Below are 25,457 nucleotides of genomic sequence, written 5' to 3'. Positions count from 1 at the left end.
CTCCAGTTACACATTTAAAAAGAAGCTTAGAATGTTTGTTCTAAGCTTCTTTCATTTTAGCATAATTTTAAACGTATTTGTTGATGACTTCATCCAGTTCTTCTTTTGGACGGTAGCCGATAATTGTTTCTACTACTTCGCCGTCTTTTTTGATAAGAAGTGTCGGAATACTCATCACACCAAAGCTTCCTGGTGTTTCTGGGTTTTCATCTACGTCCATTTTGACGATTTTAAGTGCTTCGCCACGTTCTTCTTGTATTTCTTCTAAAACTGGAGCCACCATGCGGCAAGGACCACACCATGTTGCCCAGAAATCTGTTAATACTAAGCCTTCGCTAGTTTCTTGTTCGAATGTTGCATCTGTAATTTCTTTTACCATGATTTAATTCACTCCTTATGACTTTCGTACACACAGTATAGCATTTACACCCTATTTGGAGCTATATTTTTGCTCAGTTGTTTACTTGAACTCGACAATCGTTACGCCGTTTCCACCTTCTGCTGCTGCGCCAAAACGAATTGATTTGACCATGCGATGGTTTTTCAGATATTCTGTGACACCTGTTCTAAGAGCGCCCGTTCCTTTACCATGAATAATGGCTACTTGTGGATATCCTGCGAGCAGTGCTTCATCCAGATACTTGTCGACTTTTTGTAGCGCGTCTTCATACCGTTCGCCTCGTAAATCGAGTTCGCTTTTAGCTGGGGAGTCACTACTATGAACTGATGTAATGATCCGTTGTTTTTTTGGTTTTTCTGGTTGAATGTATTCTAAGTCGGCAGTTTTGATTTTCATTTTGATAATGCCGATTTGGACGTTCCATTCTTTATCGCTAATTTTGTTTAAAAGTGTACCTTTTTGACCAAGGGATAGGACGCGAACATTGTCGCCTTCTTGGAATACGTGTGGTTTTTGTTTTGGTGCTTGGGGGATGGTTTTATTTATTGTTTTTGGTTTTGCTTTCCCAAGTCTTGTTTTGGCATCGATAAGTTCGTGTTCTTTGATGCCTGCCGCTCCGTTTAATTGCATGGTGCGCAATTCGTGGATGATTTCTTCGGCCTCTGCTTCGGCTTTTTCCACAATCGTTGCTGCTTTTTCACTCGCTTGTTCGATTAATTTATCTTTTTGTTGATAGTAGTTAGTGATTTCTTTTTGTAAATCTTTTAAAAGGCTATCGGCCCCGCGAGCTAATTCGCGTGCTTCCTCATACTCTGTTTCCGCTAAGTTCCGTTTCTCTTCTAGGCTGGAAATCATATCATTTAAATCGGCACTTTCGGTATCGACAAGGCTTCTTGCTTCGGTGATAATATTTTCACTCAGTCCTAAGCGACGTGAAATATCAAAAGCGTTACTTCGGCCTGGTACACCGATTAATAATTTATAAGTTGGGCTAAGTGTTTCGACATTGAACTCAACAGAAGCATTGGTTGCATGAACGCGATTATATCCATATGCTTTTAGTTCCGGATAATGGGTCGTTGCAACAACACTTGCGCCTTTTGCATGGCTTGCATCAAGAATAGCAATTGCTAAGGCCGCACCTTCTTGTGGGTCTGTTCCCGCTCCGAGTTCATCGTACAAAATAAGCGATTTCTGATTAACATTTTCCAAAATGGAAACAATATTCGTCATGTGAGAAGAAAACGTACTTAAACTTTGTTCGATGGATTGTTCGTCACCAATATCGGCAAATACATGCTCAAAAACAGCGATAGTAGAATCTTCTTGAGCTGGGATTTGCAGTCCGGATTGTGCCATAAGCGTTAATAATCCCAACGTTTTTAGAGTAATTGTTTTACCGCCTGTATTTGGACCGGTGATAACGATGGTAGTGAAATCTTCGCCTAAATAAATGTCATTCGCAACAACTTTCGCGGCGTCTAAAAGCGGGTGGCGTGCGGCGATTAAATGGACGACACCAGCATCACTCAAATGCGGCGTTACAGCTTTCATCGCTTTTCCGAAACGCGCTTTGGCGAAAATAAAATCAAAGCGCCCTAGGATGAAAGTATTATGATGAATTTCATTAATCCAAGCAGCTAGTGAAGCAGAAATTTCAGCAAGAATGCGTTCTATTTCTTGTTTTTCCTTTGCTTGGAGTGCTTTTCGTTCGTTGTTTAAATCCACTACGCTTTGTGGCTCAATGAAAAGCGTTTGACCGGAAGCGGACTGGTCATGAACAATACCGCCATAATGACCTTTATATTCTTGCTTAACTGGGATAACGTAACGATCATTTCGAATTGTAATAACCGCATCGCTTAACATTTTAGAGGCATTACGATCGCGCAAATAAGATTCTAGTTTTTCACGTACGCGGTCTTCGGTACGGCGGAGTGTTCGGCGAATCGTGCTAAGTGCTTCACTCGCAGTATCTAACACTTTCCCGCTTTCATCTACTGAAATCGCAATATCTTCTTCTACTTCTTTTAGTACTAAAAGTTCCTCCGAAAGCGCGCCAAGTAATGGTATTTCCACACCTATTTCCAGTAAATCGTTCATAAAATTCTTCATTTGACGACTCACTCGTAAATTACTACCAATTTGATAGATTTCAAGGCCGTTTAAATCGCCACCAATCTCTAGCCGTTTCAAATGTGCAAAAACATCTGTTAGACCAGTAATTGGCGCACTTCCCCGTAAACGAATAATTTTAGCCCCTTCTTCTGTTTCAAGTTGCGTTTTTTGCACTACTTGAAAATCAGTTGCTGGCTCGAGTTCCAAAATCGCTTGCTCCCCTAGTGACGAAGAAGCAAATTCGGTGAGTTGTTTTTTTATTTTATCAAATTCTAAAATGGCTTCTACTTTTTTTTCCATTAGTCATCCTTCTTTTTAAAAGTTATTTATTCTGTAAAAATTGTTTGAACTCAGCTGCTGTTTTTGTATTCAGAATGGCCGATTTATCGAGCCAAGCTTTCGTGGCAGCTCGAACGCCAATAGACATGAAATCAAGGTGTTTCGTGTCGTGCGCATCTGTGTTAATTGCAATCGGCACTCCTGCTGCGTGGGCCATTTCTAAGTGCTCGCGGTTTAGATCGAGACGCTGCGGATTAGCATTTAATTCGAGTGCAGTTCCTGTATTTTTTGCTAACTGGATTAGTTCTTTCATATTAACATGATATGGCTTTCTTTTCACGACAATTCTACCTGTCGGATGCGCAATTAGACGCACATATGGATTTTCGCAGGCCGTTTTTAATCGCTTCATAATTTCTTCTTCTGATTGTTGGAAACTGGAATGGATGGATGCAATAACAAAATCCAACTGTTTCAAAGTCTCATCATCAAAATCAAGCGACCCATCTGCTAGAATATCCATTTCAACGCCGGAATAAACATCAATTTCCGGATAATTAGCTGCTATTTTTTTAATTTCTGCTTGCTGTTCCAATAATCTTTTTTCATCCAGACCATTAGCTACTCGCAAAAATTTCCCGTGATCTGTAATAACCATGTATTCATATCCTTTTGCGATACATGCTTCAATCATTTCTGGAATTGCGTAAGCTCCGTCAGACCAAGTGGTATGCATGTGCAAATCCCCGCGAATATCGCTTAACTGAAGGAATTTTGTATCTTTCGTCACGCGCTCAATTTCTGTGCCATCTCGGCGCACTTCAGGTGGGAGAAACGGAATGTTAAAATGCTCGAAAAATGTTTTTTCCGATTCAAAATGACGAACATTGCCATCTTCTTGCTCGACTCCATATTCACTTATTTTTTCATTGGATTGTTTAGCTAATTGGCGCATTTTGATGTTGTGATCTTTAGAACCCGTAAAATGGTGTAGCGTTGTTGCGAAAGCCTTTTTTTCTACTAAGCGGAAATCCACGGAAATGGTGATATTATCTTCTAACACAGCCGATACTTTTGTTTCACCAGCTCCAATAACGTCCGTAATTAATGGAAATGCGAGCAAAGCTTTTTGTACTTCTTCTGGTTTTTCTGTAGCAATAACATAATCTAAATCTTTTACCGTTTCCCGTAATCTACGTAAACTGCCGGCTTGCGCATAAGTTTCGATTGAAGCAATATCCGCAAGATAAGCTTCTACTTTTTGAATAATTGGTAAGACATCATTTAGGGGATATCTATCAGGACGCTCACCCATTTCGCGCACTGCTTCGGCCATTTTTTCAGCAGACTTTTTACCAAAGCCTTTCAATGCTTCGATATGACCATTTTCTGCTTCTTGGAGTAGTGTGTCTTTATCCACCACACCAAGCTCATGATAAAGACGCGATAATTTCTTACCTCCAAGCCCTGGTACATCTAAAAGTGGAACGAGACCTGCTGGGACTTCTTTTTTTAGTTCCTCCAGTTCAGGACATTCCCCGCTCTCTAAATAACGTTGGATTATTTCGCCTGTAGTTTTTCCGATACCGCTAATCTTTGTGAAATCATCAATTTCCGATAGACTTCTGCTATCTAATTCAATTGCCTGAGCAGCTTTGCGGAACGCAGATATTTTAAAGCTATTTTCTCCTTTTAATTCCATGTAAGTGGCAATTTCTTCGAGTAAACGAATAATTTCTTTTTTATTAGTAGCCATCTTTATTCCTCCCCGTAAAATCATTAAAAAATACCAGAGAAATCCTATCCAAAATTGGCTAAGAGTATACATCTGGTATCGAATGTTTCTTTTATTTTGGCAGAATGTCTGTCATCCAGTCATAAAATTGTTCGGACAAAATTGGCGTATTTTCTAGCATCCACTGTGCAACCGTTGAGCTATCAATCAAGTTTTCAGACCAATTTGCCGGATAAATTGCCATGATGAACAATACGACAAAAATAAGTAAGTAAGACTTAATAACACCAAAAACAGCAGCTAATAATCCGTTAATTTGGCGTAAGACTGGTATTTTAGTCAAACCGCCAACTAGGGAAGCTAGCATATGCACAACAATGATAGCGACAATAAAAATAATCGCAAATCCGAGTACGTTATAATATGCTGTTTCTGTTCGTAATTCCTGTAAAATAATAGATAATCCATCTGAAGTATCACTACCTGGATAAGGTATAAAAGTTAGATGTGGCGCTAAATCTTCGTAATACGTATACGAGATAAAAAATGCCAATATATAACCTAAAAATAAGATAAGTTGTTTGATGAGACCCGTTCTAAATCCTGCGAAAAAGCCACAAACAAGTAAAATTAAAATAATCGCATTTAAAATCATTAATCTCTTCCTTTGATTCGAGCTAGTTCTTGTTCCAACTCTAGATATTTTTGTTGTAGTTTTAGATAATCGTGCATCGAATTAACAGCTGTCAGTACAGCGAGCCTGCCACTATCTAGTGCATGATTTTGGGAGCCGATTTCGTGCATTTTTTCATCGACCTCACGAGCTACTTTACGTAAGTGGTCTGTTGTCTCTACGCCAACAATCGTATATTCTCTACCGTAAATTGTTGTCACTACTTTATTTCTCTCATTTGTCACGTATATTCCTCCTCACCCAAATTCATTTAGGCCGCTACTTGTCATAATCTTATCACGAAAAAGCAGGAAAGAAAAGATTCAACCACCCGTTTAGCCGATATTCAGTCTTTCGTCTTAGTATGTTACAATAGAACTTTGAAAGGATGATGCCTTATCGCAAATACAGTTATCTTAGTTGATCAACCAACACTTGAAAAAATGAAACAAACATATCTCCCTTTTTCTAATCCAAAACTACCACCAGGAGCTGTTTTCGCTGCTAAAAAACCAGGTGTTTCCATCACTGGCTACAAGTCGCGCAAAGTCATGTTTCAAGGAGTAAACGGAGAAGCAGAAGCAAAAAAATGGATGGCGACTCTCCCAGAATCAAAAGCAAAAGCGCCGTCTGCTTCTAAAGGGATTCTTCCAGCAAACTTTGCCTCTAAAAATGTCATTGGTTCAGATGAAGTTGGCACTGGTGATTTCTTTGGGCCGATTACGGTTTGTGCCGCATACGTGGACGCAGAAATGATGCCTCTGTTAAAAGAGCTAGGTGTAAAGGACTCGAAAGCAATGAAAGATCCAGAAATTTGTCGTATTGCTGAGAAAATCATGCCGCTTGTTCCGCACAGTGTGCTACTTTGCCCTAACCCTAAATACAACGAGCTCCAAAAAAGAGGCATGAACCAAGGACAAATGAAAGCTTTACTACATAACCGCGCAATTGAAAACGTCTTGAAAAAGCTTGCTCCAGTAAAACCTGAAGCGATTTTAATTGATCAGTTTGCTGAAAAAAATACGTATTACCGTTATTTAGCAAAAGAACCAAGCATTATTCGAGAAGATGTATTTTTTGCGACAAAAGCAGAAGGGTTACACCTTTCTGTAGCTGCAGCTTCGATTATTGCTCGCTATAAGTTTGTACAAGCTTTTGATGCGATGTCAAAAGAAGTTGGCATCCCACTTCCAAAAGGTGCAGGGCCTCATGTGGATGCTGTTGCAGCGGAAATCATCGAACGATTTGGGCTGGAAACATTAGCGAAATATACAAAACAGCATTTTGCTAATACAGAGAAAGCATTAAAAATGGTTAAAAAGTAAAAAAACATCTCGTCAATTAATGGCGAGATGTTTTTATTTATATAGAAGGAATTTGCCAATTAATTGGTTTGACACCATTTTGTTCTAAAAATTGATTCGTCTTAGAAAAATGTTTGCACCCCATAAAACCGCGCGATGCTGAAAGTGGACTGGGATGAACAGATGTAAACACAGTATGCTTCGGGTTGGTTAATAATGGCAACTTTTCTTTTGCATTGTTTCCCCATAGCAAAAAGACTACTGGCTCTTCTTTTTGGTTAATGATTTCAATAATCCGGTTAGTTAGTATCTCCCAGCCTTGTCCTCGATGTGAGCTTGCTTGACCGGCGCGAACAGTTAGAACCGTATTTAATAGTAGCACTCCTTGATCTGCCCATGGAATCAAATAACCATTATTTGGAATCTCACAATTTAAGTCGTTATGTAATTCCAAATAAATATTCTGCAGCGATGGTGGAATCTGCACTCCCTGTTGAACGGAAAATGAGAACCCGTGCGCTTGACCTGGTCCGTGATATGGATCTTGCCCGAGTATTACTACTTTGACATCTTTATAATCGGTATGTTTTAAAGCATTGAAAATGTCGTACATATCCGGAAATACTTTTTTCGTTTGGTATTCTTTTTTTAGGAACTGGCGAAGGGTTAAATAATACGGTTGGTTAAACTCATCTTTTAGTAACTCATCCCAGTCATTTCCGAGTTTTATCATGATTTTTTCCTCCTTCATTCATCTATCTATATCTTAGCAAAATTGTCTTTGGAAGCAAACTAAAAACCGCATCCCCTTTTTTAAAGGAATGCGGTTTATTGATTTATTTTTTCGGTGGTACGTTTTCTTGATGGTCGCCTTTTCTTGTGATAAATGGCCACCAGTTGCCTCGTCCGAATAATTTAACCATTACGGGAACGAAGAGTGGTAAAATAACGACGGCATAGAGTACTAAGCCGATTAAAACGACCGTCGCAATTTCAAGTAAGGAAAGTACGCCAGCTGGCATCATTGCGGCGAATGTTCCACCAAGGATAATGACGGCTGAGAAGATAACGCCACCCATATTTTTCATGGCTTTTATCATTCTATCTCGTACAGAAAGTCCGTTATATTCGTTAAATCTAGACATCAAGAATATCGAATAATCGATACCGAGCGCGACAAGTACTACAAATCCGAAGAACGGTGTTGCCCACGTTAGACCACTATATCCGAGAATGCGCATGAAGATAATTTCTGCAAATCCGAGTGCAGCAAAGTATGTTAATACGAGTGATGCAATTAGATAAATTGGCATTACTAGGGAACGCAAGACGATGACAAGTGTTACGAAAACACTTGCTAGAACAATGACAAGCACTAAATGATAGTCAGCTGTTGACATATCTCTTGTGTCGTAGTTGGCGCTTGTCATTCCACCAATACCAATTTTCGCATTTTCTAGTTTTGTTCCTTTCATACTAGCTGCGAGTTGTTCATTAATGTCATCGATTGAATCCATCGCTTCATTGGAATATGGATTTTTCGTCAAAATCACATTGATTGTTGCCAGTTTTCCGTCAGAAGAGATGTATTGATCTAATACTTTTTGGAAATCAGCATTTTTTAGTAGCGCATCCGGTACATAAATACCGGAACTTGCGTAAGGAACTTTGGACCAATCATCTATAAGTCCGTTCGCAGTATTTAGGCCGCTTTCTACTTTTCCTAGGCCATTTGCGCCAGAAGTTAAGCCATCTGTTAATTGACCCATTTGACCGCTAATGCCTGCAAAGCCATCTTTTAGAGCACCTTGTCCAGCAGCGATTTGCGTTAGCGCATTGGAGATTTCTGGCATTTTGGAAACAACTTGCCCTTGACCATCTGCGGCTTGATTGAGGCCTTTTTCTAATTGATCTAGCCCCGTTTCGATTTGACCAAGTCCTGTACTAAAAGCACTCAGTCCATCAGAAATTTGTTTGGACTGCTCATTTAATTGATTCATCGCTGTTGCTAATTGTTGAATGCCCTGATTTAGTTCTTTCATTTTTGCTTGAAGTGCTGCCATTTGTTGTCCAGCAGAAGTTTTCAGTTCGTTTCCAGCTGTTTCTAAGCCTTGAATATCTGCGGCTAGTTTTTGGAAACGAGGGTCATTTCTGACTTCTGGGTGCGCTGCTGCGAAAGCTTGGAAAGAAACACCGATTTTTTTGAATTGCTCCTCTAGTTTAGAAGTATCAATTGCTTGAGAGCTTGGATTTTCAAAACCTTTTAGTTGGTCAGCTACATTTTGTAAGTTTTTCTGAATTTCAACGTAACCTGCTTGAATTTGCGCCTCTCCATTTTGTAAGGTAGCTAGTTGTTCCTTGGCTTCTGCTACGCCTTGTTTTAAATCACCAGCACCAGTTGCTCCGCTTTCGATGCCTGTTTGGATTTGTGCGAGTGCAGTTTGTAGTTGGTTAATTCCTTCTTGTGTTGCGACAGTACCTTTTTGTAAGTCGCTTACTCCCGCAACAGCTTTATCTAAGGCTGGTTCAGATTTTTTGAGTTCTGAACTTGCTGAATCTAATCCTTTTTTTACTTCTCCGACGCCATCAGTGGCTTGACCTACGCCGTCGTTTACTTGTCCAGCTTGGTTTTTAATGTAAATATCATCTACTCGTTTTCCGGCTGGACGTGAGGCACTCATAACCATATCGATACCTTTTAAATGAGATAAATCATCGGAAATTTTTTCGATTTGCGCGATGTAATCTGTTGTACGCATATTATCGTCATTTTCAATAAAGATTTGTGTCGGTGCTACTTGCCCTGCTCCGAAACTATCTGATACGATTTCAAAACCTTTTTTAGAAGGATATTTGTCACTAATTTCGTCTAGTGAGTTGAATGATTCTGTTCCTGTATGGAGTAAGATTGGCGGCAATGTGATAGCTGCAACAATTAATAAAGCAATCCACGGTCTTGCAAAAGTGAATTTACCAGCAGCACCCCATACTTTATTTTCTTTATGACTAATATTTTTATTTAGCGGCCAGAATAAATGGGTTCCGAGTGTGCTCATAAAGAATGGTACAAGCGTGTACAGCGCGGCAAGTAAAACGACAATACCAACACCGACTGCTACTGCGGAACGGTATAAATCAAATTGAACAAAATAAAGCGAAGTAAATGCTACAAGAACAGCTACACCACTATAAATGACTGTTTTTCCTGCTGTACGATACGTTGCATGGACCGCTTCTCGAGGATTGAGACCAGCGCCCATTTCTTCTTTAAATCGACTCATTAAGAGAATACAATAGTCGGTCCCAATGCCAAACATGATACAAACCATAAAGATTTGCGTGTAGGTGGAAACGGGGAAATTAAAGACATCAATTAAAAATGCTACTGTGCTTTGTGCCACAAGGTAACTAATTCCCACAGTTATAAGTGGAATAAACGGTGCCACTGCTGAGCGGAATACAAGGAATAATACGACTAAAATAAAAACAACGGTAATTCCTTCTGTTTTGTGTAAACCGTCTTCAGATCCTTGAACTACGTCTTCTTGAATTAGTTTATTACCTGTTAAATACGTGTCAACCCCTTTTACATCCATTTTTTTGTCTAGTGCGTTGCGTATGCTTTTAACGGAAGCGTCAGTATCATCCACGGTTAAACTTGCTACCAGTGTTTTACCGTCTTTTGATAAGAACTTATCTTTGAGTTCTGGTTGGTTAAAACTTGATACTACATTCGTTACGTGTAACTCGTCTTTATCTTTTTCGATAGAGTCCAGTGATTTCTGGATATCGTTTAATTCTGTTCCAGTTAACTTATGGTCGGCTGTATAAACAGCAATATAAGCTGAACCTTTGTCATCTGGATTATGTTTCTTTTGCATTTCCGTTGCTAGTGATGACGGATAGCCATCAGGCAGCTTTAATTCGCCTTTTTCGCGCACGAGATCTGCCATGGGTGGTGCGATTAACATTAGTACGACTGCTGCTGCAAGCCAAAACGCTAAAACAGCCCAGCGGAGTTTCATAATCCATTTCATGCCAAATCTCTCCTTTTATTGTCTAGGTTCAACAACTGACTTGGTAATCTTCTGAAATAACTCAAAAAATTGTTCGCTGTCTTTTTCTCCTAGTATTTCGAGCCACTCATTCACGAGTAATTCTAATTGTTTTTCACATTCTTCGTAAACGCTATTCCCTTTTTCTGTGATAGTTAAAACTAAAGCACGTTTATCTTGTTGGTTTCGTTCTCGTCTAATGTAACTTTTTTCTTCTAATTTTTTTAGTTTCGGTGTAATAGCGCTCTTATTTACTGCTAAAGAAGCTGCGAGTTCTGTTGCGCTAATGCCATTACAGGCAGCAATCTCGCGCAAAACAAAAAACTGCTCAATGGAAAGATCCAGAGTATTTGCTGAAATTTCTGAAATAGCTTGATGTATTTGATTCATTGCAAATATGTATGTTTGTTGGTAACTCTTTATTAGTTGTTTTACTTTTTGCCTTTCCAAATAAAGTTCACCCCCTTAACTATTTTTTAGTTTAAGCTTTATTTATTTTTAAGTCAAACGAAAAGAACTTGCTCAAAAATAGCAAGTTCTTTTCTATATTATTCCACTGATTTTAGCGCTTCGATCATGTCAATGCGTTTCAGTTTAATGTGCATAACAACCATGACAACAGTTGCAAAAACAAGTGTAAGTATGCCGGAAAACAGGTAGCTTGTCCAACTAATTGCGGGGCTGAACATCATTTGATCGACTTCTGCTGTGGTAATGATAAAGCGGTGCAAGAAGAAGCCGAGAACAAATCCAGTCACAATACCCATTAAGGTCAAAATGATATTTTCTCGGTAGACATACATCGTCACTTCTTTTGGATAAAAACCGAGTACTTTGATAGTGGAAAGTTCTCGAATACGTTCTGATACATTGATATTTGTCAGGTTGTAGAGCACGACAAACGCAAGTAATGCAGCAGATGTAATGAGTACCACGATAACAATATTGAGACTATCCAGTGTTTCATTTAGTAATGAACTAACATTATTAGAAAATGTAACATTTAATATCGCTTTACTATCTGTTAATTTTTCTGCAAAATCGCTCTCTACTTTTTCAGAGGTGTCTTTTAACATTAATAAATCTAAATTGTACACTGGTTTTTCTTTAAAAACTTGTTGGTAATATGATTTAGTCATATAAATGTAGTGCATTGCGTAGTTTTCGGTAATAGCACGGACTTTTATTTGAAACTTATCATTCTCCGCGTTTTTGACGGTAATTGTGTCGCCTGGTTTGACGTCAAAAAGTTTAGCTAATTTTTCAGTGATAATTGCCCCGTCATCCGTGAGTTTTTCAGTTGTATGACTAGCTCGGTCGCGAAGCACAATATAGTCTGGTAGTTCATTTACATTTTTAGGAACAATAACAGATGTAGTTTGTGCTGATTGCCCTGATTTTACAGTATCTATATTGGTTTGTGCCATAGCAAGCTTACCTTTGATATTGGAGTCATCCATTAGCTCGTCAAAAGTTTCTTTGGCTGTAGGTGGCGCACTCATATCTTCGTAGATGGCCGCATCATATTTCATTATTTGGCCATACTGCATTTTGGCGATATCACTAATAGAATTCCGGAGACCAAAACCGGTGAGAATTAAAGCTGTACATCCCGCAACACCAAGAACCGTCATAAGCATTCTCTGCTTGTAGCGGAATAAATTTCTTGCAGTCACTTTACTTGTGAAATTCATTCGTTTCCAAATAAAACTAATCCGCTCAAGGAAAATACGTTTGCCGATTTTTGGTGCTTTTGGACGCATTAACGTTGCCGCATTGGCGCGGAGTTCTGCTCGACAAGCTACATAAGCGGTAAATGTTGTACAGAATAACGCAACAAATAAGGATAGCAAACTGTAGCTCCAGTAAAAGCCAATATCCACTGGTGGCATTTCATACATCGATTTATAGGCGTTAAAAATGATATTCGGGAAAAACTGGAAGCCAATTAATATTCCAAGAACGCTCCCGATTACACTCGCTGTTGAGCCATATACAAGGTATTTCAAAATAATGCTACCATTAGAATAACCAAATGCTTTCAACGTTCCAATTTGTGTTCTCTGTTCCTCTACCATACGTGTCATCGTCGTTAAACAAACGAGCGCTGCGATTAGGAAGAAGAAAATGGGGAATGCGGTTGATAAGGAAGTTAAGCGATCTGCATTTTCTTTATATTCGCTATATCCTGGATTATCGTTTCGATCAAGGACATAATATTTTGGAAGTTCGAGTGCATCTAATTTTTCTTGACCGATTTTAACTTCTTTTTCAGCACTTGCTAGTTTGCCTTCAACTTTTGCTTTCTCTTTTTCAAACAAAGCGAGATTTTTATCGTATTCTGCTTGACCAGCGTTTAATTTGGCAAGTGCGCTTTGTAGTTCTGTGGAACCTGTTTCTTTTCCATCAACGAGTTGTTGCTTTGCTTGCGAAATTTTTTCTAAACCTGCTTGATATTTAGCAAGACCTTCTTGGTAGGCATTTTTTGCTTGTTGAAGTTCTTGTTTTTTGGCAGCTAATGTTTGTTCGCCTTGTTCTATTGTTTGTTTTTCAGCGTCTAAAGTAGCTCTGGCGGATTGGTATTCATTTTCAGCGTTACCAACTTGCGCAAGTGCCGCGTTTAAGGCTTCTCTAATCTCCGCATCACTAATATCGCCATTTTCATAATCATCTAGTAACTGATTCATCGCATTTTCATATTCAGCGCGCTCCGCATTTGATAAATCAAGTTCTGATGCAAGCATTTGAAATGAATTTGTTAAGCTGTTCCGGTCTAGCTCAAAATCAGTTAAATCTGGTTGTTTTAAAGCATTTTCTAAAGTCGACTTAGCACTCCGCAAAAAAACATTTGCTGTATTAAGAAGATTATTAGCATCCTCCCAAGCCGCACTCCCTTCTTCTAATTCCATCTCAGCTTGTGAAAGTGCTGTTTCGCCTTGGTCAATCTGTGTTTTTGCGGTATCAAGTTGTTTTTTTGCATTGCTTAGTTCTGCTTCCCCATTTGCAATCTCTGCTTCGCCTAGCTTAATTTTGGCGTCATAGCTTGCTTTGGCAGTATTGTATTTAGAAAAACCTTCTTCTAATTGTGCTTTGGCATTTGCAAGTTTAGCTTCATTTTCTTTTAGTTTTGCTTTTCCTTTATTAATTTCTGCCGTTGCATCGTCTAATTTCTTTTGCTCATTCGTCTTGATTTTATTTAATCGTTTTTCTGGTTGATTTACTAAAGTTTGTTCGACGCTTTTCTTGTCTTTTTCTTCGGTGGATACATATGCGTCGCTAAACGCTTGTTTTGCTGCTAAATTATTAAAAGTAAGTTTGGCAATAGTGTATGCTGGTAAATTAAAATCTTGCTCTGGAATTATACCGAAAGCATCTGTCTTCCCTTTCCCTACCGTACTCGAACCGCGTTCAGATTTCTGGATGTAAGCTGGTGAGCTAACGAAGCCAACTACTTTATAAGTTGGTTTTTTAAGCGTATCAGTTAACTTATTTCCATCACTTTTAACAAAGGTTACTTCGTCGCCAATTTTGACATTTTCATGAACAAGTTGATTATTATCCAGCGCAATTTCCCCTGATTTTTCTGGTAAACGACCACTAGCAACCTTGTATTTATTTAAATTATCGCTTTTAGATGTAGAAAATAGTTTTGTAACGATATTTTTGTCCTTCATTAAAGTGTCTGCTGTGTACCCGAATTCTACTTGTGCAATCCCAGAAATATCTTCTAGCGCTTCTTTGTCTGACTCATCTAATCCATAAGTAGATTGCACATTAAAATTAGCTAATTCATACTTATTAAAATAATTATCTGCTGTTAAGAGCATATCTGGTCCAGTTGCTTTAAGTCCGGAGAAAAAAGCAACACCTAACATAATCAGCATAAAAATGGAAATAAAGCGGCTCTTAGAACGCCATATTTCGCGGTAGATATCTTTCCATAAAGCGGAACGTTTCACTGGTTGCTCCTTCCTACCATTCTAGATCATCAATGGACATTGGTTCTGGATTTTCTTTGATGTTACGAACTTTTGCATTATTAATTTCAATAATTCGGTCTGCAATTGGTGTAATCGCCGTGTTATGGGTGATAAGAATAACAGTTGTTCCTGTGTTGCGGCAAGTTACTTGTAATAATTTCAAGACTGATTTGCCAGTATCGTAATCAAGTGCACCGGTTGGTTCATCGCAGAGTAACAGTTTAGGTGCTTTAGCAAGTGCACGCGCAATAGCAACACGCTGTTGTTCCCCACCAGATAGTTGTGCTGGAAAATTGTCTAATCTGTGACTTAATCCAACTTGGGTTAAAACAGTTTCTGCATCTAAAGCATTTGGCGCAATTTGGGCAGCTAATTCTACGTTCTCTTTGGCAGTCAAATTAGGTACCAAATTATAAAATTGGAATACAAAACCGACATCGGTTCGCCGATATTTGGTTAATTGTTTTGCATTATATTGAGCAATATCCTGCCCATCTACCATAATTTTGCCTTCACTTGCAGTATCCATTCCACCAAGAATGTTCAAAACGGTAGATTTCCCGGCCCCAGAAGGCCCGACTATAACAACAAATTCACCTTTTCTTATCCCGAAAGTGATTTTATCATTAGCAGTGACAACGTTCTCGCCCATTTGATAGTATTTAGAGACATCTTTCATTTCTACATAGGTCATTTTTCCCGTCCTTTTTCCTCTGGCATGTGCCATCATTATAACATGTGTTATTTAAGTTAGTGAAGTACTAAAAAAGGAAAGACTTCCACTATTTAATAAAAAAACAAAAAGAGAACCAAACTAGTTGAAAATGTTCTCCATCTAGTTTGATTCTTCTTCATTTAGCGAATAATTGCATTTAGTTTTTCTTGTAATGCTTCCACTACTTTGTTGGTTGCTTTTTGAACGTCTTCTTCGACTAATGTTCTTTCACTGTCTAGGAAAGTTAAGGTGTAAGCGAGCGATTTTTTATTTTCTCCAAGGCTTTCTCCTTCGAAAATATCAAATAGCTCGATATTAGCTAGTAATTTCCCACCGTGTTCTTTGATTACTTGCGAAATTGCTGCGTGGTTAGTATTTTTGTCCACAAGTAATGCTAAGTCGCGAGTCATTTCTGGGTAACGTGGAATTGGATGGTACACAACTTTTTCTTTGGTTGCATCTAGTAAAGCTTCCACGTTGATTTCGAATACATATGTTTCTTTTAAATCATAGTTTGCTTCTACTGCTGGGTGAAGTGCACCAAGATAACCAATTTCTTGTCCTTCTAAAATAAGGCTAGCGGTTCTTCCCGGATGAAGTTCTTCTTTTTCTGTTTGTTTCCAGTGAAGTTCGGATTTAATACCTAATTTATTCACTAAACCTTCGACAATTCCTTTTAAAACGAAGAAATCTACTGGTTTTGGTGTTTTTTGCCAATCAACCGTATGCCAGTTCCCAGTAATTAGGCCTGCCAAATGTTCTTGTTCAATTGGTAAATTGTCCCCTTCTGTTGCGTAGAACACGGTACCCATTTCGTAAAGTGCCACGTCCATATTTTTACGAGCGATGTTGTAACTTGCGCTACGAATTAATTGTGGAACGATACTTGTTCTTAAATGGCTATGTTCTTCACTCATTGGCATCGATAGTGCAACTGTTTTTTCATCAGAAAGCGCTAGACGAGTTGCATCTTTTTGGGAAGTTAAAGAGTATGTCAATGCTTGGTTAAGTCCTGCTCCTTCCAAATAAGCACGCATAACACGACGAGCTTTTTGGCTGTCTGATAAGCCACCTGTTGTGCTTGTCGCTGGAAGTGTTACCGGAATTTCATCATAACCGTAAATACGAGCTACTTCTTCTAAAATATCTGCTTCAATAGTGATGTCCCAACGTCTTGTCGGTACTTCAATGATTAGAGCATCCTTTTTCACTTCTAATACAAAACCTAAACGATCAAAAATTGTTTCGATTTCTGCAAGTGTAATTGCGGTTCCTAGAATGCGGTTAATGCGTGTTAGGCTCGTTTCAATTTTATTCACTGCTTTTTCACGATTATCTACTTCTACGACACCGCCAACTAGTGTTCCGCCGCTTAATTCAGCGATTAGGGCTCCGCCGTGCGCAAGTGCTTTTTCTACTTTCCATGCGTCAGAACCTTTATCGTAACGGATGCTTGCTTCTGTACGTAGGTATAATTCTCGAGATGCTTTACCGATGGAAGAGCTGCTAAAAATGGCACCTTCTAGCGCTACAGTGGTTGTGTTCTCTGTCACTTCGGAAAATTCTCCACCCATAACGCCAGCAATAGCAATTGGTTCAACTCCGTTAGTGATGACGGTATGCCCAGCTTGTAAAGTTCTTTTCTCGCCATCAAGCGTGGTAATTTCTTCTTGCTCTTTTGCAGAACGTACAACGATTTTCTTGCTACCAATTTTATCATAGTCAAAGGAATGCAAAGGTTGCCCGTATAATAAATTGATGTAATTAGTGACATCGACCACGTTATTATGTGGTCGAATACCAGCTTTCATTAGTTTTGTTTGAAGCCATAGTGGCGATTCTTTGATTTCGATATTTTCTACCATTTTAATAGCATAATAAGGAGTCTCAGCTGGATTTTCTACTTCTACTGAAATGAAATCATCCGCTTTACCTTTTTCAGATACATCGGGCTCAGTTGGTTGTGCTGGTTTTTGATGAATAATTGCACCAACCTCATGAGCTACACCATTCATGCTCAATGCGTCTGCACGGTTTGGCGTGATTGCCATATCCAAAATTGCATCATCAAGTCCAAGCAACGTGATTGCACTGACACCCGTTTCCACGTGCGCAGGTAATACATAAATGCCTTCTGCGTATGCTTTTGGTACAACTTTGCTCTCAAAGCCAAGTTCTGCGAGAGAGCAAATCATTCCCTCTGACACTTCGCCGCGTAGTTTTGCGCGTTTGATTTTAAGTCCACCTGGAAGTCTTGCGCCAACTTTGGCTACGATTACTTTTTGACCAGCTGCAACGTTTGGAGCTCCACAAATGATTTGAACTGGTTCTGCTTCGTCTGTTTGAACGAGACATTTATTCAATTTTTCTGCATCGGGGTGACGTTCGCATGATAATACTTCACCAACTACGACATTTTTCAAACTAGCGCTTAATTCTTCTACACCTTCAATTTCAATCCCGGTTCTCGTAATTGCTTCTCCTAGCTCTTCCGCCGTTAACGGGAAGTCTTGGAAAAATTCTTTGACCCAATTATATGATACTAACATTAGATTTCCCCCGTTTCTGTACTTTGGAATTGCTTCGTAAAGCGTAAATCATTTGTATAAAGGTGGCGAATATCGTCCACTGCGTATTTCAACATCGCAACACGTTCAGGTCCTAAGCCAAAAGCAAATCCGCTGTAACGAGTGGAATCAATACCGGACATTTCAAGCACGTTTGGATGTACCATTCCGCTTCCTAAAATTTCAATCCAACCTGTTCCTTTACAAACGCGGCAACCTTTACCACCACATTTGAAACAAGAGATATCCATTTCAACGGATGGTTCTGTGAATGGGAAGAAGGATGGACGAAGACGAATTTCACGTTCTTCACCAAACATTGTTTTTGCGAGAACAGTTAACGTACCTTTTAAGTCAGCAAACGTAATATTTTCGCCAACAACTAGGCCTTCAATTTGCGTAAATTGGTGGGAGTGAGTCGCATCATCATTATCACGGCGATATACTTTCCCTGGACAGATAACTTTGATTGGTCCTTTAGAAAAGTCATGTTTCTCCATTGTTCTTGCTTGTACAGGGGAAGTTTGGGTACGTAGTAAAGTATTTTCTGTAATATAGAAGCTATCTTGCATATCACGAGCTGGGTGATCTTTCGGTAAATTTAGCGCTTCGAAGTTGTAGTAATCTAGCTCTACTTCTGGCCCTTCTGCGATTTCGTAACCCATCCCGATGAACATATCTTCCATTTCTTCAATTACTTGAGTTAGTAGGTGTTTTGTTCCAATACTCGGCGCAGTACCTGGTAATGTAACGTCAATGGTTTCTGATTTTAGTTTTTCATTGATTGCTTCTGTTTCTAAAATTTGTTGTTTACTAGAAATCGCTTCTGTTAGAGCGGTTCTTACTTCATTCGCAAGTGAACCCATTTTTGGTCTTTCTTCTGCGGAAAGTTTCCCCATTTGTTTCATGATTTCGGTCATCGGGCCTTTTTTACCAAGATATTTTACCCGTAAGTCGTTTAATGTTTTTAAGTCTGATGCTTCGTTGATTTGTGTTTCTGCTTCACTTTTCAGCGTCTGTAACTGTTCTAACATACCGTTCACTCCTTCTTTTTAGACAAAATAAAAAAGCTCTATCCACAAAGGGACGAGACTTCTCGCGGTACCACCCTAATAAGAACAAAAAATTGTTCCCACTCAAAATTCGATAACGGCTTAGTAACCGGACCACCTTCACACATTGCGTGCTTCTCGGGGGGCGACTCCAGAGGTGAAATGTTCACAAATTCGTTTGTAAAGTGGCTTTCAGTCTATGACCACTTCTCCCTATACAGACTCACTATGCTACTTGGCTCTTTCATTGTCTTTAGTTATTTAGATAGTTTCTATTATAGTATGGTTCTAGGAAAGATTCAAGCTAAAAAATAATCTCTCCATATTGGTGGGAGAGATTATTTCTTTTTTAATTAGGTACTTCCACCCATTTATCCGCCCAGCACTGGACTTCAAGCATTACTTCTTGGAGTGCTTTTCCTTTTTCGGTTAATTCATATTCAATGCGTACAGGAGTTTCTGGATAAACTTGTCTTAAGCAAATATCCATTTCCTCAAGTTCCTTCAAACGTTCTGCAAGCACCCGATCACTCATTTGTGGGATCTCAGCGGCAACTTGTTTAAACCGTTTTGGACCAGTCAGTAAGACATTGATGATAAGTCCAGTCCAGCGTTTACCTAGTAATTGGAACGCCGATTCAAACTTTGGACATACTGTATGTGCATCAGTCATAATTCTCACCTCTAACGTTATTGTACCATATCTATCATCAGAAGGTAACTAATAAATATTATGTTGCTTATATTTAGTAAGTTACATCCCGATTGACCAACTTCTTCTTCTGACTTACACTACATATAAGATAGTTTTTTAGAAGGAGGTACTGCTATGCCATCTATTCGCTATATTGTTAAAACGGACGTTAAAGAAACTTTTGAAATTATTAAAGCTGGCCAAGTGGGATCGAATATCGTGTTTTCTGAGGTTAGAACTTTTGATTTTGGAGAACTTGCAACACTTGCTTGCGAAAAGTTTTATTTCCGCTCTTCTAATCGTGCAGCACTTTTTGTTACGATTAATAATTTTCACGGAGAAACAGAAGTAACGATAATCTCTACCGGCAGTTCAAATGGCTTCTTCACAGGAATTGACTGGGGTGCAGCATTGGATTATATGCATAGTGTGGTAGCTGATCTAAAACGCGTTGCTATTCGAGAAGTAGCTATTGAAGAACAAGAAGAAATCTAAAAAAGTGGTGACTAAGTTACGTTGACTTAGCCACCACTTTTTCTTTATTTTCTTAAACCGTACAGTAGAATTCCAGCGGCAACTGCGACATTCAATGATTCACTGTCGCCATAAATTGGAATATATACTTTTTCAGAAAGACGATCTTGTAATTCAGGAGAAATACCATTACCTTCATTTCCGACCATCAACGCTAACGTGTCCCGTTTTGTCATGTCGTTTAATGATTTCGCTTGGTCATCAAGAACTGCACCAATAACAGGAACGCCCTCTTCTTCTAAATTCGCAATCCATTCAAATAAATCTGCTTGAATAACAGGAATATGAAAGTGACTGCCTTGTGTACTACGAATTACTTTAGGATTATAAAGATCTGCACTTCCCTTGCCGAGTACAACACAATCATATCCAGCCGCATCAGCAGTACGAATTAATGTGCCTACATTGCCTGGATCTTGGACTGCATCTACCAGCAATAATTTTTTCCCATATAAAAGCATCATATCCGGTTCAGATGTTGCGACTACTGCAAAAACGCCTTGCTCTGTCATTGTTTCGCTAATTAAGTGGCTGATTTCTGTACTAATTTCAAATACATCGTAATCGCCTTTTAACCACTCTTCCGGAACAGAAACACCACTTGAAACAAGCAGCTCCAGTACCAAACCATCTTGACGTAATGCTTCTTCCACTAAATGGAAGCCTTCCACCAAATAAGTTCCGGTTTTATCGCGGCCTTTTCTCGTTTGTAGTTTTTTCCATGTTTTGACACGGTCGTTTTTTACTGATTGAATCTGTTCCATAAAAGTTGTCCTCTTTTCTCGAAACTCAACCTAAGCGAATTTCTGTTACTTTTTCTTTATCTAAACGTTTGACTACTTCAGTAATTAATTTTACTGCATTTTCAAAATCATCTCGATGTAGCATCGAGGAATGAGAATGAATGTAGCGTGTTGCAATTGTAATGGATAGGGACGGGATTCCGTTTCCAGTTAAGTGGATGGAGCCAGAGTCTGTTCCGCCCATAGGGATTGCTTCAAATTGGTAAGGGATAGATAGTTCATCCGCTACATCTGTGACAAAATCACGCAGTCCGGCATGTGCTACCATAGATGCATCGTAAATGACGATTTGTGGACCTTCGCCCATTTTGCTCATTGCTTCTTTGTCAGTAACACCAGGTGTATCTCCTGCAATACCAACATCAACGGCAAAACCAATATCTGGTTGAACGAAGTGTGCGGCTGTTTTGGCACCGCGTAATCCAACTTCTTCTTGAACAGTTCCCACACCGTAAACAATATTTGGATGTTGTTCTTTTTGTAAATTTTTAAGTACTTCAATCGCAATTGCAAGACCAATACGATTATCCCATGCTTTTGCAAGTAAGAATTTTTCGTTTTTCATTACGGTAAAATCAAATGCAGGTACAATCATGTCGCCAGGGCGGATTCCGTAACTCTCCACCTCTGCTTTATCCACTGCACCGACATCAATGAACATATCTTTAATATCAAATGATTTTTGACGTTCAGCTGCTGTCATCACATGTGGTGGTTTAGAACCAATAACGCCTGTGATTTCTTCGCCAGAACGCGTCACAATAGTTACTTTTTGTGCGAGCATTACTTGGGAAACCCAGCCACCCACTGTTTGAAATTTAATAAAACCTTTATCGTCAATTTGCGTTACCATAAATCCAACTTCATCTAAATGGCCAGCAATCATGATTTTAGGTCCATCTTCTACTCCGACTTTTTTTGCAACAGCACTTCCTAAGCCATCTGTTTCAAAACTATCCGCTAGCGGTTCGATGTATTCGCGGAACACGTTTCTCACTGCACGCTCGTTACCAGGAATACCGTTTGCATCTGTTAATGCTTTTAACATCTTTAATTGTTCATCCATTTAAATAAGCCTCCTTATAAACTCCTTTTTCATTATAACAGTTTCTTTCTAAAAATCCTTTGAAAACGCAAAAAAAGCCGAGTAATCTATTCAGCTTTTTTTGCAAAGATTATTACCATACAACGGATTGGACATTAAGCAAAGGTAAATTAAAAGCTGTTTTTTCTTTTGTATCAGCCTTTGCGAGTTTTGTTTTGTGTAACTCCGATGTGTCGATATCCATATTGATTACTAAACGATTGTTATCATCTGTTTTTAGTAATGCATCTACTGTTGGTGCGTAATCTTCTAATTGGTAAAAGTCTTCAATCGATGTACTTTCAATCCAACCGATGGATTCACCATTTTGATGGATATGATACCAAGAAATATTGGAATCTGTTACTTTAACTTCTTGATTAATAGAAACTTGACGGCCAAAATATTTGCTAGTGCTTAAGATGGGTTTCGCCCCTTTGGTGCCACCTGGAGCAGACCAAACATAGCAATTATCTTTGACAGCTACTTCCCCTGCAGCCTTAATTGCTTTGTCTGATACGCGTTCACTATAAACGGTATCATATTTATTTAAATTTGCTTTTTTGATGAGTTCGATTAATTTTGCTGCATACTCTGGATCAGATGAATAGCCTGTTTTGCCAAGTGCAATTGCTGCTTTTTCATAGTCATATTCTTTGATTAGTCCTCCGTATAAATGAGGGTTCCATGACGGACCATTGACAAATAAAAGTGCGTGGTCATTCATTGATTCATACCACCCAGGATACGCACGGAAAACAGCATCTGTTCCAACCCAAACAACGCCATTATGTTCTTTGGTCGGTAATTTAATAGAAGCTCCTTGATAGGAACCTTTAATTCCGAATAAGTTATTGCCGTCTTTTGCTAATTTACTTTCGCCCCAATTGGACTCTAGGATGGCTTGCGAAATCGTAATACTAGCTAAAATACCATGTTCTTTTTGCACTTTTTGAGCATGCGGCGCAATCTCATTAATAAACTTCTCTTGCTTGGAAGTCAGGCCGTCCTCTAGACCAGCAGCTTGGGAATGGATTGGTACTGCAAATAATGTAATTGTAATTCCAAGTCCAATTGTCACCAAATGCTTCTTTGCGAGTTGTAACATAATGATTTATTGCACATCCTTCTTTGAAATATCTTTCTGGCTTATCAAAACCAGAAACGTGTGTTCTTTAAAACAACCACTTCATTCTAACAAAACTTCTTTGTAATACACATTACTTTTACATTACTTATGTTACAAGTCTTCTTTAAGCCTAGTATGACGCTTCTTTTGAAAGTTAGCTATTATGAAAATAAAAAAGAAAAAGAGCATCTAAAGGACTTTTTGCCTATAAATAAGACAAGTCATTTTTGCTCTTTTTCGGTTATTTCTTATTTTTTATCAATTAATTCTTGTTTTACCCAACCTATAGGATCATTCTCTACAGAAATTTGGTACCAAACGCCGCTATCTGTTTTTGCTTCTCGTAATATCTTTAAATTTTCGCGTTTGTAATAGTTAATTTCCTCTACTTTTAACGCTCCAGCTAGTCCGTATGGTTTAGTCCAAATCGCACCAGAAACGTCTTTTTTCACTTTTCCATAGCCTGTTGATTTGGTATCGTATTGGATTTTATCACTAATACGATCATATAGTTCTAGGTCGTATCTTTCAATGATGCTGATTAATTTTTCTGCATAGTCTGGGTCTGTTGCATAGCCAGCTGATTGTAATTCTTGTGCTGCTTTTTTATAATCGTCTGCAGCGATGACGCCATTATACTTATCTTTATTCCAGGAGGTTCCTTTTAAAAATAGTTCCGCATGTGCGTCTAATGATTCATTCCAATCTTTGTATTTCCGAAAGTTTGCTTTAATTTCAATAAACTTTCCGTCCACAAATTCCTTCGTTGTCATAGTTACCATAGGCTGCGGCGCTTTCCCTTTTACTCCAAATAAATTATTTCCTTCTTGCGCCAAACCGCTTTGGCCCCAGTCAGATTCAAGGATGGCTTGTGCTAAAGTGATACTGGTTAAAATACCATGTTCTGCTTGAATTTCCTGTGCACGAGGAGAAAGTTTATTTAAAAAGTTTTGTTCTTTTGAATGGAATGCAGGATCCGGTTCTGGTGCGGTCATAATTAAATATTGTTGCCTAACTACCGATGCAATGACACCTACTAAAATAACTAGAAGTAAAATTCCCGCTATACCGAGTAGTCTTTTCTGTTTTTTCTTTTTGGATAATTTTCTATATTTCAGATGTCGTCACGCCTTTCTGTATACGAATCCCTTGATGGTACTAGAATACGTTACTTTCATTACAATTGCAATCCATCTAGGGGTCTATTTTAGTGAATTTAAGAAATCTTTAACATTTAAATGATTTAACAAAAACATTGATTTATAGCCAATGGTTCTACATATGACATTAATAATTCTTCGTTTTGTAACATTTGCCATCATTTAGTCATATAAAAATAAAATGATTGATGGAAAATATCATTTACTAAGAAAAAAAAGCGTTTTTCTTCTATATATAATAGTGAATTTATCAAAAAAAAGATTACGAATTAGTTTGCGTAATCTTTTTTTGTTTATATTAGATAGTTTTTCTTGTAACTAAATGATTTATTTTGCGAGTCAGATTGAAAAACATTTTACCATATAGTGTAACGAGAATAAGAAAGATAATGAAGATGAAAGTAGTAATCCCAATATTGTTTTCCATTTGAAATACAATTAGTAATTCAACGAATAAAAACAAACTTACGATTGCCCCAAAAATGGTCCAACGTTTGCGGATATTTTTGTAAAGTTGAATTAAGGAAGTCTCATCCGTAAAAATAGCTTCTTCTGTATCTCCAGGAGCTACGGCTTTGCGGAAATACATCCAATTGCCATTTAAGACTGGATAGCTGAAAACAATCTCCCAGCCAGCATCTTCGAAAAGTGTTTTGTAGGCTTCTTCGTCCCCTTCATTTTCTTTAAAATCAATCGCATAGCTGTATTTCGCAGGCTCCCCTTGTTCGAAATGGTATTTAAAAGATTTATATTTTTGAAAGAACCAACCATTTTGAGCCATTTCATTTAAATAAGCTTCTTCTTTTTCCATATTATCCACTGTAAAAAACTTAAAGACTTTTTTCTCCATTATTAGACCTCCCTCGAGTTTCTATACAATTCTTCGATGCGTGCTTTTTCTAATTGCAAAATCTCTGTGCCAATTTTAGTAATTTGATAGATTTTCCGATTACTCTCTTCTTGAATAATTTGGATTAAATTATCTTTGTTCATTTTGGATAAACTTCCGTAAATAGTCCCGGGTCCAAGCTTGATTCGATTAGCTGTCATCTTTGCGACGTTTTCGATAATCGCATAACCGTGTCTTGGTTTGACGAGCGAAAGTAATATGTAAAAAGCGGTTTCGGTCATTGGAAGATAGGCTTTCTGTAATCTTTCATTCATAATTATATCGC

Annotated in this window: 21 protein-coding genes and 1 other annotated feature; of the genes, 2 read left to right on the top strand and 19 right to left on the bottom strand. The window is 38.4% G+C overall.

The window, feature by feature from the left end:
• Nucleotides 1-67: 67 nt before the first annotated feature.
• The 5 genes from trxA to zapA form a co-directional block, all read right to left on the bottom strand.
• A complete protein-coding gene (gene trxA, locus HRK21_RS11820) occupies nucleotides 68-379 on the bottom strand; it encodes a thioredoxin (protein ID WP_003723853.1) in 312 nt (103 codons plus the stop codon).
• An 81-nt stretch (nucleotides 380-460) separates the two neighbouring features.
• Nucleotides 461-2,818 (bottom strand): endonuclease MutS2, encoded by a 2,358-nt coding sequence (locus HRK21_RS11815; RefSeq protein ID WP_069888656.1) that lies wholly within the window; start codon nucleotides 2,816-2,818, stop codon nucleotides 461-463.
• 22 nt (nucleotides 2,819-2,840) lie between these two features.
• Nucleotides 2,841-4,553, bottom strand: coding sequence for a DNA polymerase/3'-5' exonuclease PolX (gene polX, locus HRK21_RS11810; protein ID WP_069888655.1), 1,713 nt, complete (start codon nucleotides 4,551-4,553; stop codon nucleotides 2,841-2,843).
• Nucleotides 4,554-4,644: 91 nt separating this feature from the next.
• Nucleotides 4,645-5,187 (bottom strand): CvpA family protein, encoded by a 543-nt coding sequence (locus HRK21_RS11805; RefSeq protein ID WP_003729712.1) that lies wholly within the window; start codon nucleotides 5,185-5,187, stop codon nucleotides 4,645-4,647.
• Nucleotides 5,187-5,450, bottom strand: coding sequence for a cell division protein ZapA (gene zapA, locus HRK21_RS11800; RefSeq protein ID WP_070007016.1), 264 nt, complete (start codon nucleotides 5,448-5,450; stop codon nucleotides 5,187-5,189). Before zapA ends, HRK21_RS11805 begins: the two co-directional genes overlap by 1 nt.
• Nucleotides 5,451-5,603: 153 nt before the next feature.
• Here zapA and rnhC point away from each other — a divergent pair, with 153 nt between their 5' ends.
• Nucleotides 5,604-6,530: a ribonuclease HIII gene (gene rnhC / locus HRK21_RS11795; protein WP_077905673.1), complete on the top strand. Its 927-nt coding sequence runs from the start codon at nucleotides 5,604-5,606 to the stop codon at nucleotides 6,528-6,530.
• Between the two features lie 37 nt (nucleotides 6,531-6,567).
• On the opposite strand, the gene HRK21_RS11790 is transcribed toward rnhC, so the two are convergent.
• From HRK21_RS11790 to HRK21_RS11755, 8 genes are all read right to left on the bottom strand, one after another.
• Nucleotides 6,568-7,242: a uracil-DNA glycosylase gene (locus tag HRK21_RS11790; protein ID WP_070007014.1), complete on the bottom strand. Its 675-nt coding sequence runs from the start codon at nucleotides 7,240-7,242 to the stop codon at nucleotides 6,568-6,570.
• Between the two features lie 103 nt (nucleotides 7,243-7,345).
• Nucleotides 7,346-10,546 (bottom strand): MMPL family transporter, encoded by a 3,201-nt coding sequence (locus HRK21_RS11785; protein WP_070007012.1) that lies wholly within the window; start codon nucleotides 10,544-10,546, stop codon nucleotides 7,346-7,348.
• Nucleotides 10,547-10,561: 15 nt separating this feature from the next.
• On the bottom strand, nucleotides 10,562-11,014 hold the full coding sequence (locus HRK21_RS11780) for a MarR family winged helix-turn-helix transcriptional regulator (RefSeq protein ID WP_003738762.1): 453 nt from the start codon (nucleotides 11,012-11,014) through the stop codon (nucleotides 10,562-10,564).
• A gap of 98 nt (nucleotides 11,015-11,112) precedes the next feature.
• A complete protein-coding gene (locus tag HRK21_RS11775) occupies nucleotides 11,113-14,523 on the bottom strand; it encodes an ABC transporter permease (RefSeq protein WP_070007010.1) in 3,411 nt (1,136 codons plus the stop codon).
• 13 nt (nucleotides 14,524-14,536) lie between these two features.
• Nucleotides 14,537-15,238, bottom strand: coding sequence for an ABC transporter ATP-binding protein (locus HRK21_RS11770; RefSeq protein ID WP_070007008.1), 702 nt, complete (start codon nucleotides 15,236-15,238; stop codon nucleotides 14,537-14,539).
• Nucleotides 15,239-15,399: 161 nt separating this feature from the next.
• Complete coding sequence (pheT, locus tag HRK21_RS11765; protein ID WP_003738759.1) at nucleotides 15,400-17,808, bottom strand: phenylalanine--tRNA ligase subunit beta; 2,409 nt, start codon at nucleotides 17,806-17,808, stop codon at nucleotides 15,400-15,402.
• On the bottom strand, nucleotides 17,808-18,860 hold the full coding sequence (gene pheS, locus HRK21_RS11760) for a phenylalanine--tRNA ligase subunit alpha (RefSeq protein ID WP_003736387.1): 1,053 nt from the start codon (nucleotides 18,858-18,860) through the stop codon (nucleotides 17,808-17,810). The genes pheT and pheS overlap by 1 nt, the downstream gene beginning before the upstream one ends.
• A gap of 45 nt (nucleotides 18,861-18,905) precedes the next feature.
• Nucleotides 18,906-19,135, bottom strand: a binding site (T-box leader).
• A 92-nt stretch (nucleotides 19,136-19,227) separates the two neighbouring features.
• Nucleotides 19,228-19,551 carry a winged helix-turn-helix transcriptional regulator gene (locus tag HRK21_RS11755; protein ID WP_003721618.1) on the bottom strand — a complete coding sequence of 108 codons (324 nt, stop codon included), beginning with the start codon at nucleotides 19,549-19,551 and terminating at the stop codon, nucleotides 19,228-19,230.
• A 156-nt stretch (nucleotides 19,552-19,707) separates the two neighbouring features.
• Here HRK21_RS11755 and HRK21_RS11750 point away from each other — a divergent pair, with 156 nt between their 5' ends.
• The gene (locus HRK21_RS11750; protein WP_003738758.1) at nucleotides 19,708-20,067 is read left to right on the top strand and encodes a DUF6054 family protein; all 360 of its coding nucleotides are present in this window, start codon (nucleotides 19,708-19,710) and stop codon (nucleotides 20,065-20,067) included.
• A gap of 44 nt (nucleotides 20,068-20,111) precedes the next feature.
• On the opposite strand, the gene HRK21_RS11745 is transcribed toward HRK21_RS11750, so the two are convergent.
• The 6 genes from HRK21_RS11745 to HRK21_RS11720 all read right to left on the bottom strand — a co-directional run bounded on the left by HRK21_RS11745 (nucleotide 20,112) and on the right by HRK21_RS11720 (nucleotide 25,446).
• Nucleotides 20,112-20,870, bottom strand: coding sequence for a TrmH family RNA methyltransferase (locus HRK21_RS11745; RefSeq protein ID WP_003738757.1), 759 nt, complete (start codon nucleotides 20,868-20,870; stop codon nucleotides 20,112-20,114).
• A 25-nt stretch (nucleotides 20,871-20,895) separates the two neighbouring features.
• Complete coding sequence (locus HRK21_RS11740; protein ID WP_003738756.1) at nucleotides 20,896-21,975, bottom strand: M42 family metallopeptidase; 1,080 nt, start codon at nucleotides 21,973-21,975, stop codon at nucleotides 20,896-20,898.
• Between the two features lie 112 nt (nucleotides 21,976-22,087).
• Nucleotides 22,088-23,101 carry a glucosaminidase domain-containing protein gene (locus tag HRK21_RS11735; RefSeq protein WP_070007006.1) on the bottom strand — a complete coding sequence of 338 codons (1,014 nt, stop codon included), beginning with the start codon at nucleotides 23,099-23,101 and terminating at the stop codon, nucleotides 22,088-22,090.
• A gap of 269 nt (nucleotides 23,102-23,370) precedes the next feature.
• Entirely contained in the window at nucleotides 23,371-24,240 is an 870-nt protein-coding gene (locus HRK21_RS11730) for a glucosaminidase domain-containing protein (RefSeq protein WP_077905672.1), read from the bottom strand.
• 340 nt (nucleotides 24,241-24,580) lie between these two features.
• Nucleotides 24,581-25,132 (bottom strand): DUF2812 domain-containing protein, encoded by a 552-nt coding sequence (locus HRK21_RS11725; RefSeq protein WP_069888650.1) that lies wholly within the window; start codon nucleotides 25,130-25,132, stop codon nucleotides 24,581-24,583.
• Between the two features lie 2 nt (nucleotides 25,133-25,134).
• Nucleotides 25,135-25,446 (bottom strand): PadR family transcriptional regulator, encoded by a 312-nt coding sequence (locus tag HRK21_RS11720; protein WP_070007004.1) that lies wholly within the window; start codon nucleotides 25,444-25,446, stop codon nucleotides 25,135-25,137.
• Nucleotides 25,447-25,457 lie beyond the last annotated feature (11 nt).

This window comes from Listeria monocytogenes, from assembly GCF_013282665.1.
GTDB classification, from domain to species: domain Bacteria; phylum Bacillota; class Bacilli; order Lactobacillales; family Listeriaceae; genus Listeria; species Listeria monocytogenes_C.
The sequence above is the reverse complement of the archived record's forward strand: the minus strand, read 5'-3'. Positions and strand labels throughout refer to the sequence as shown.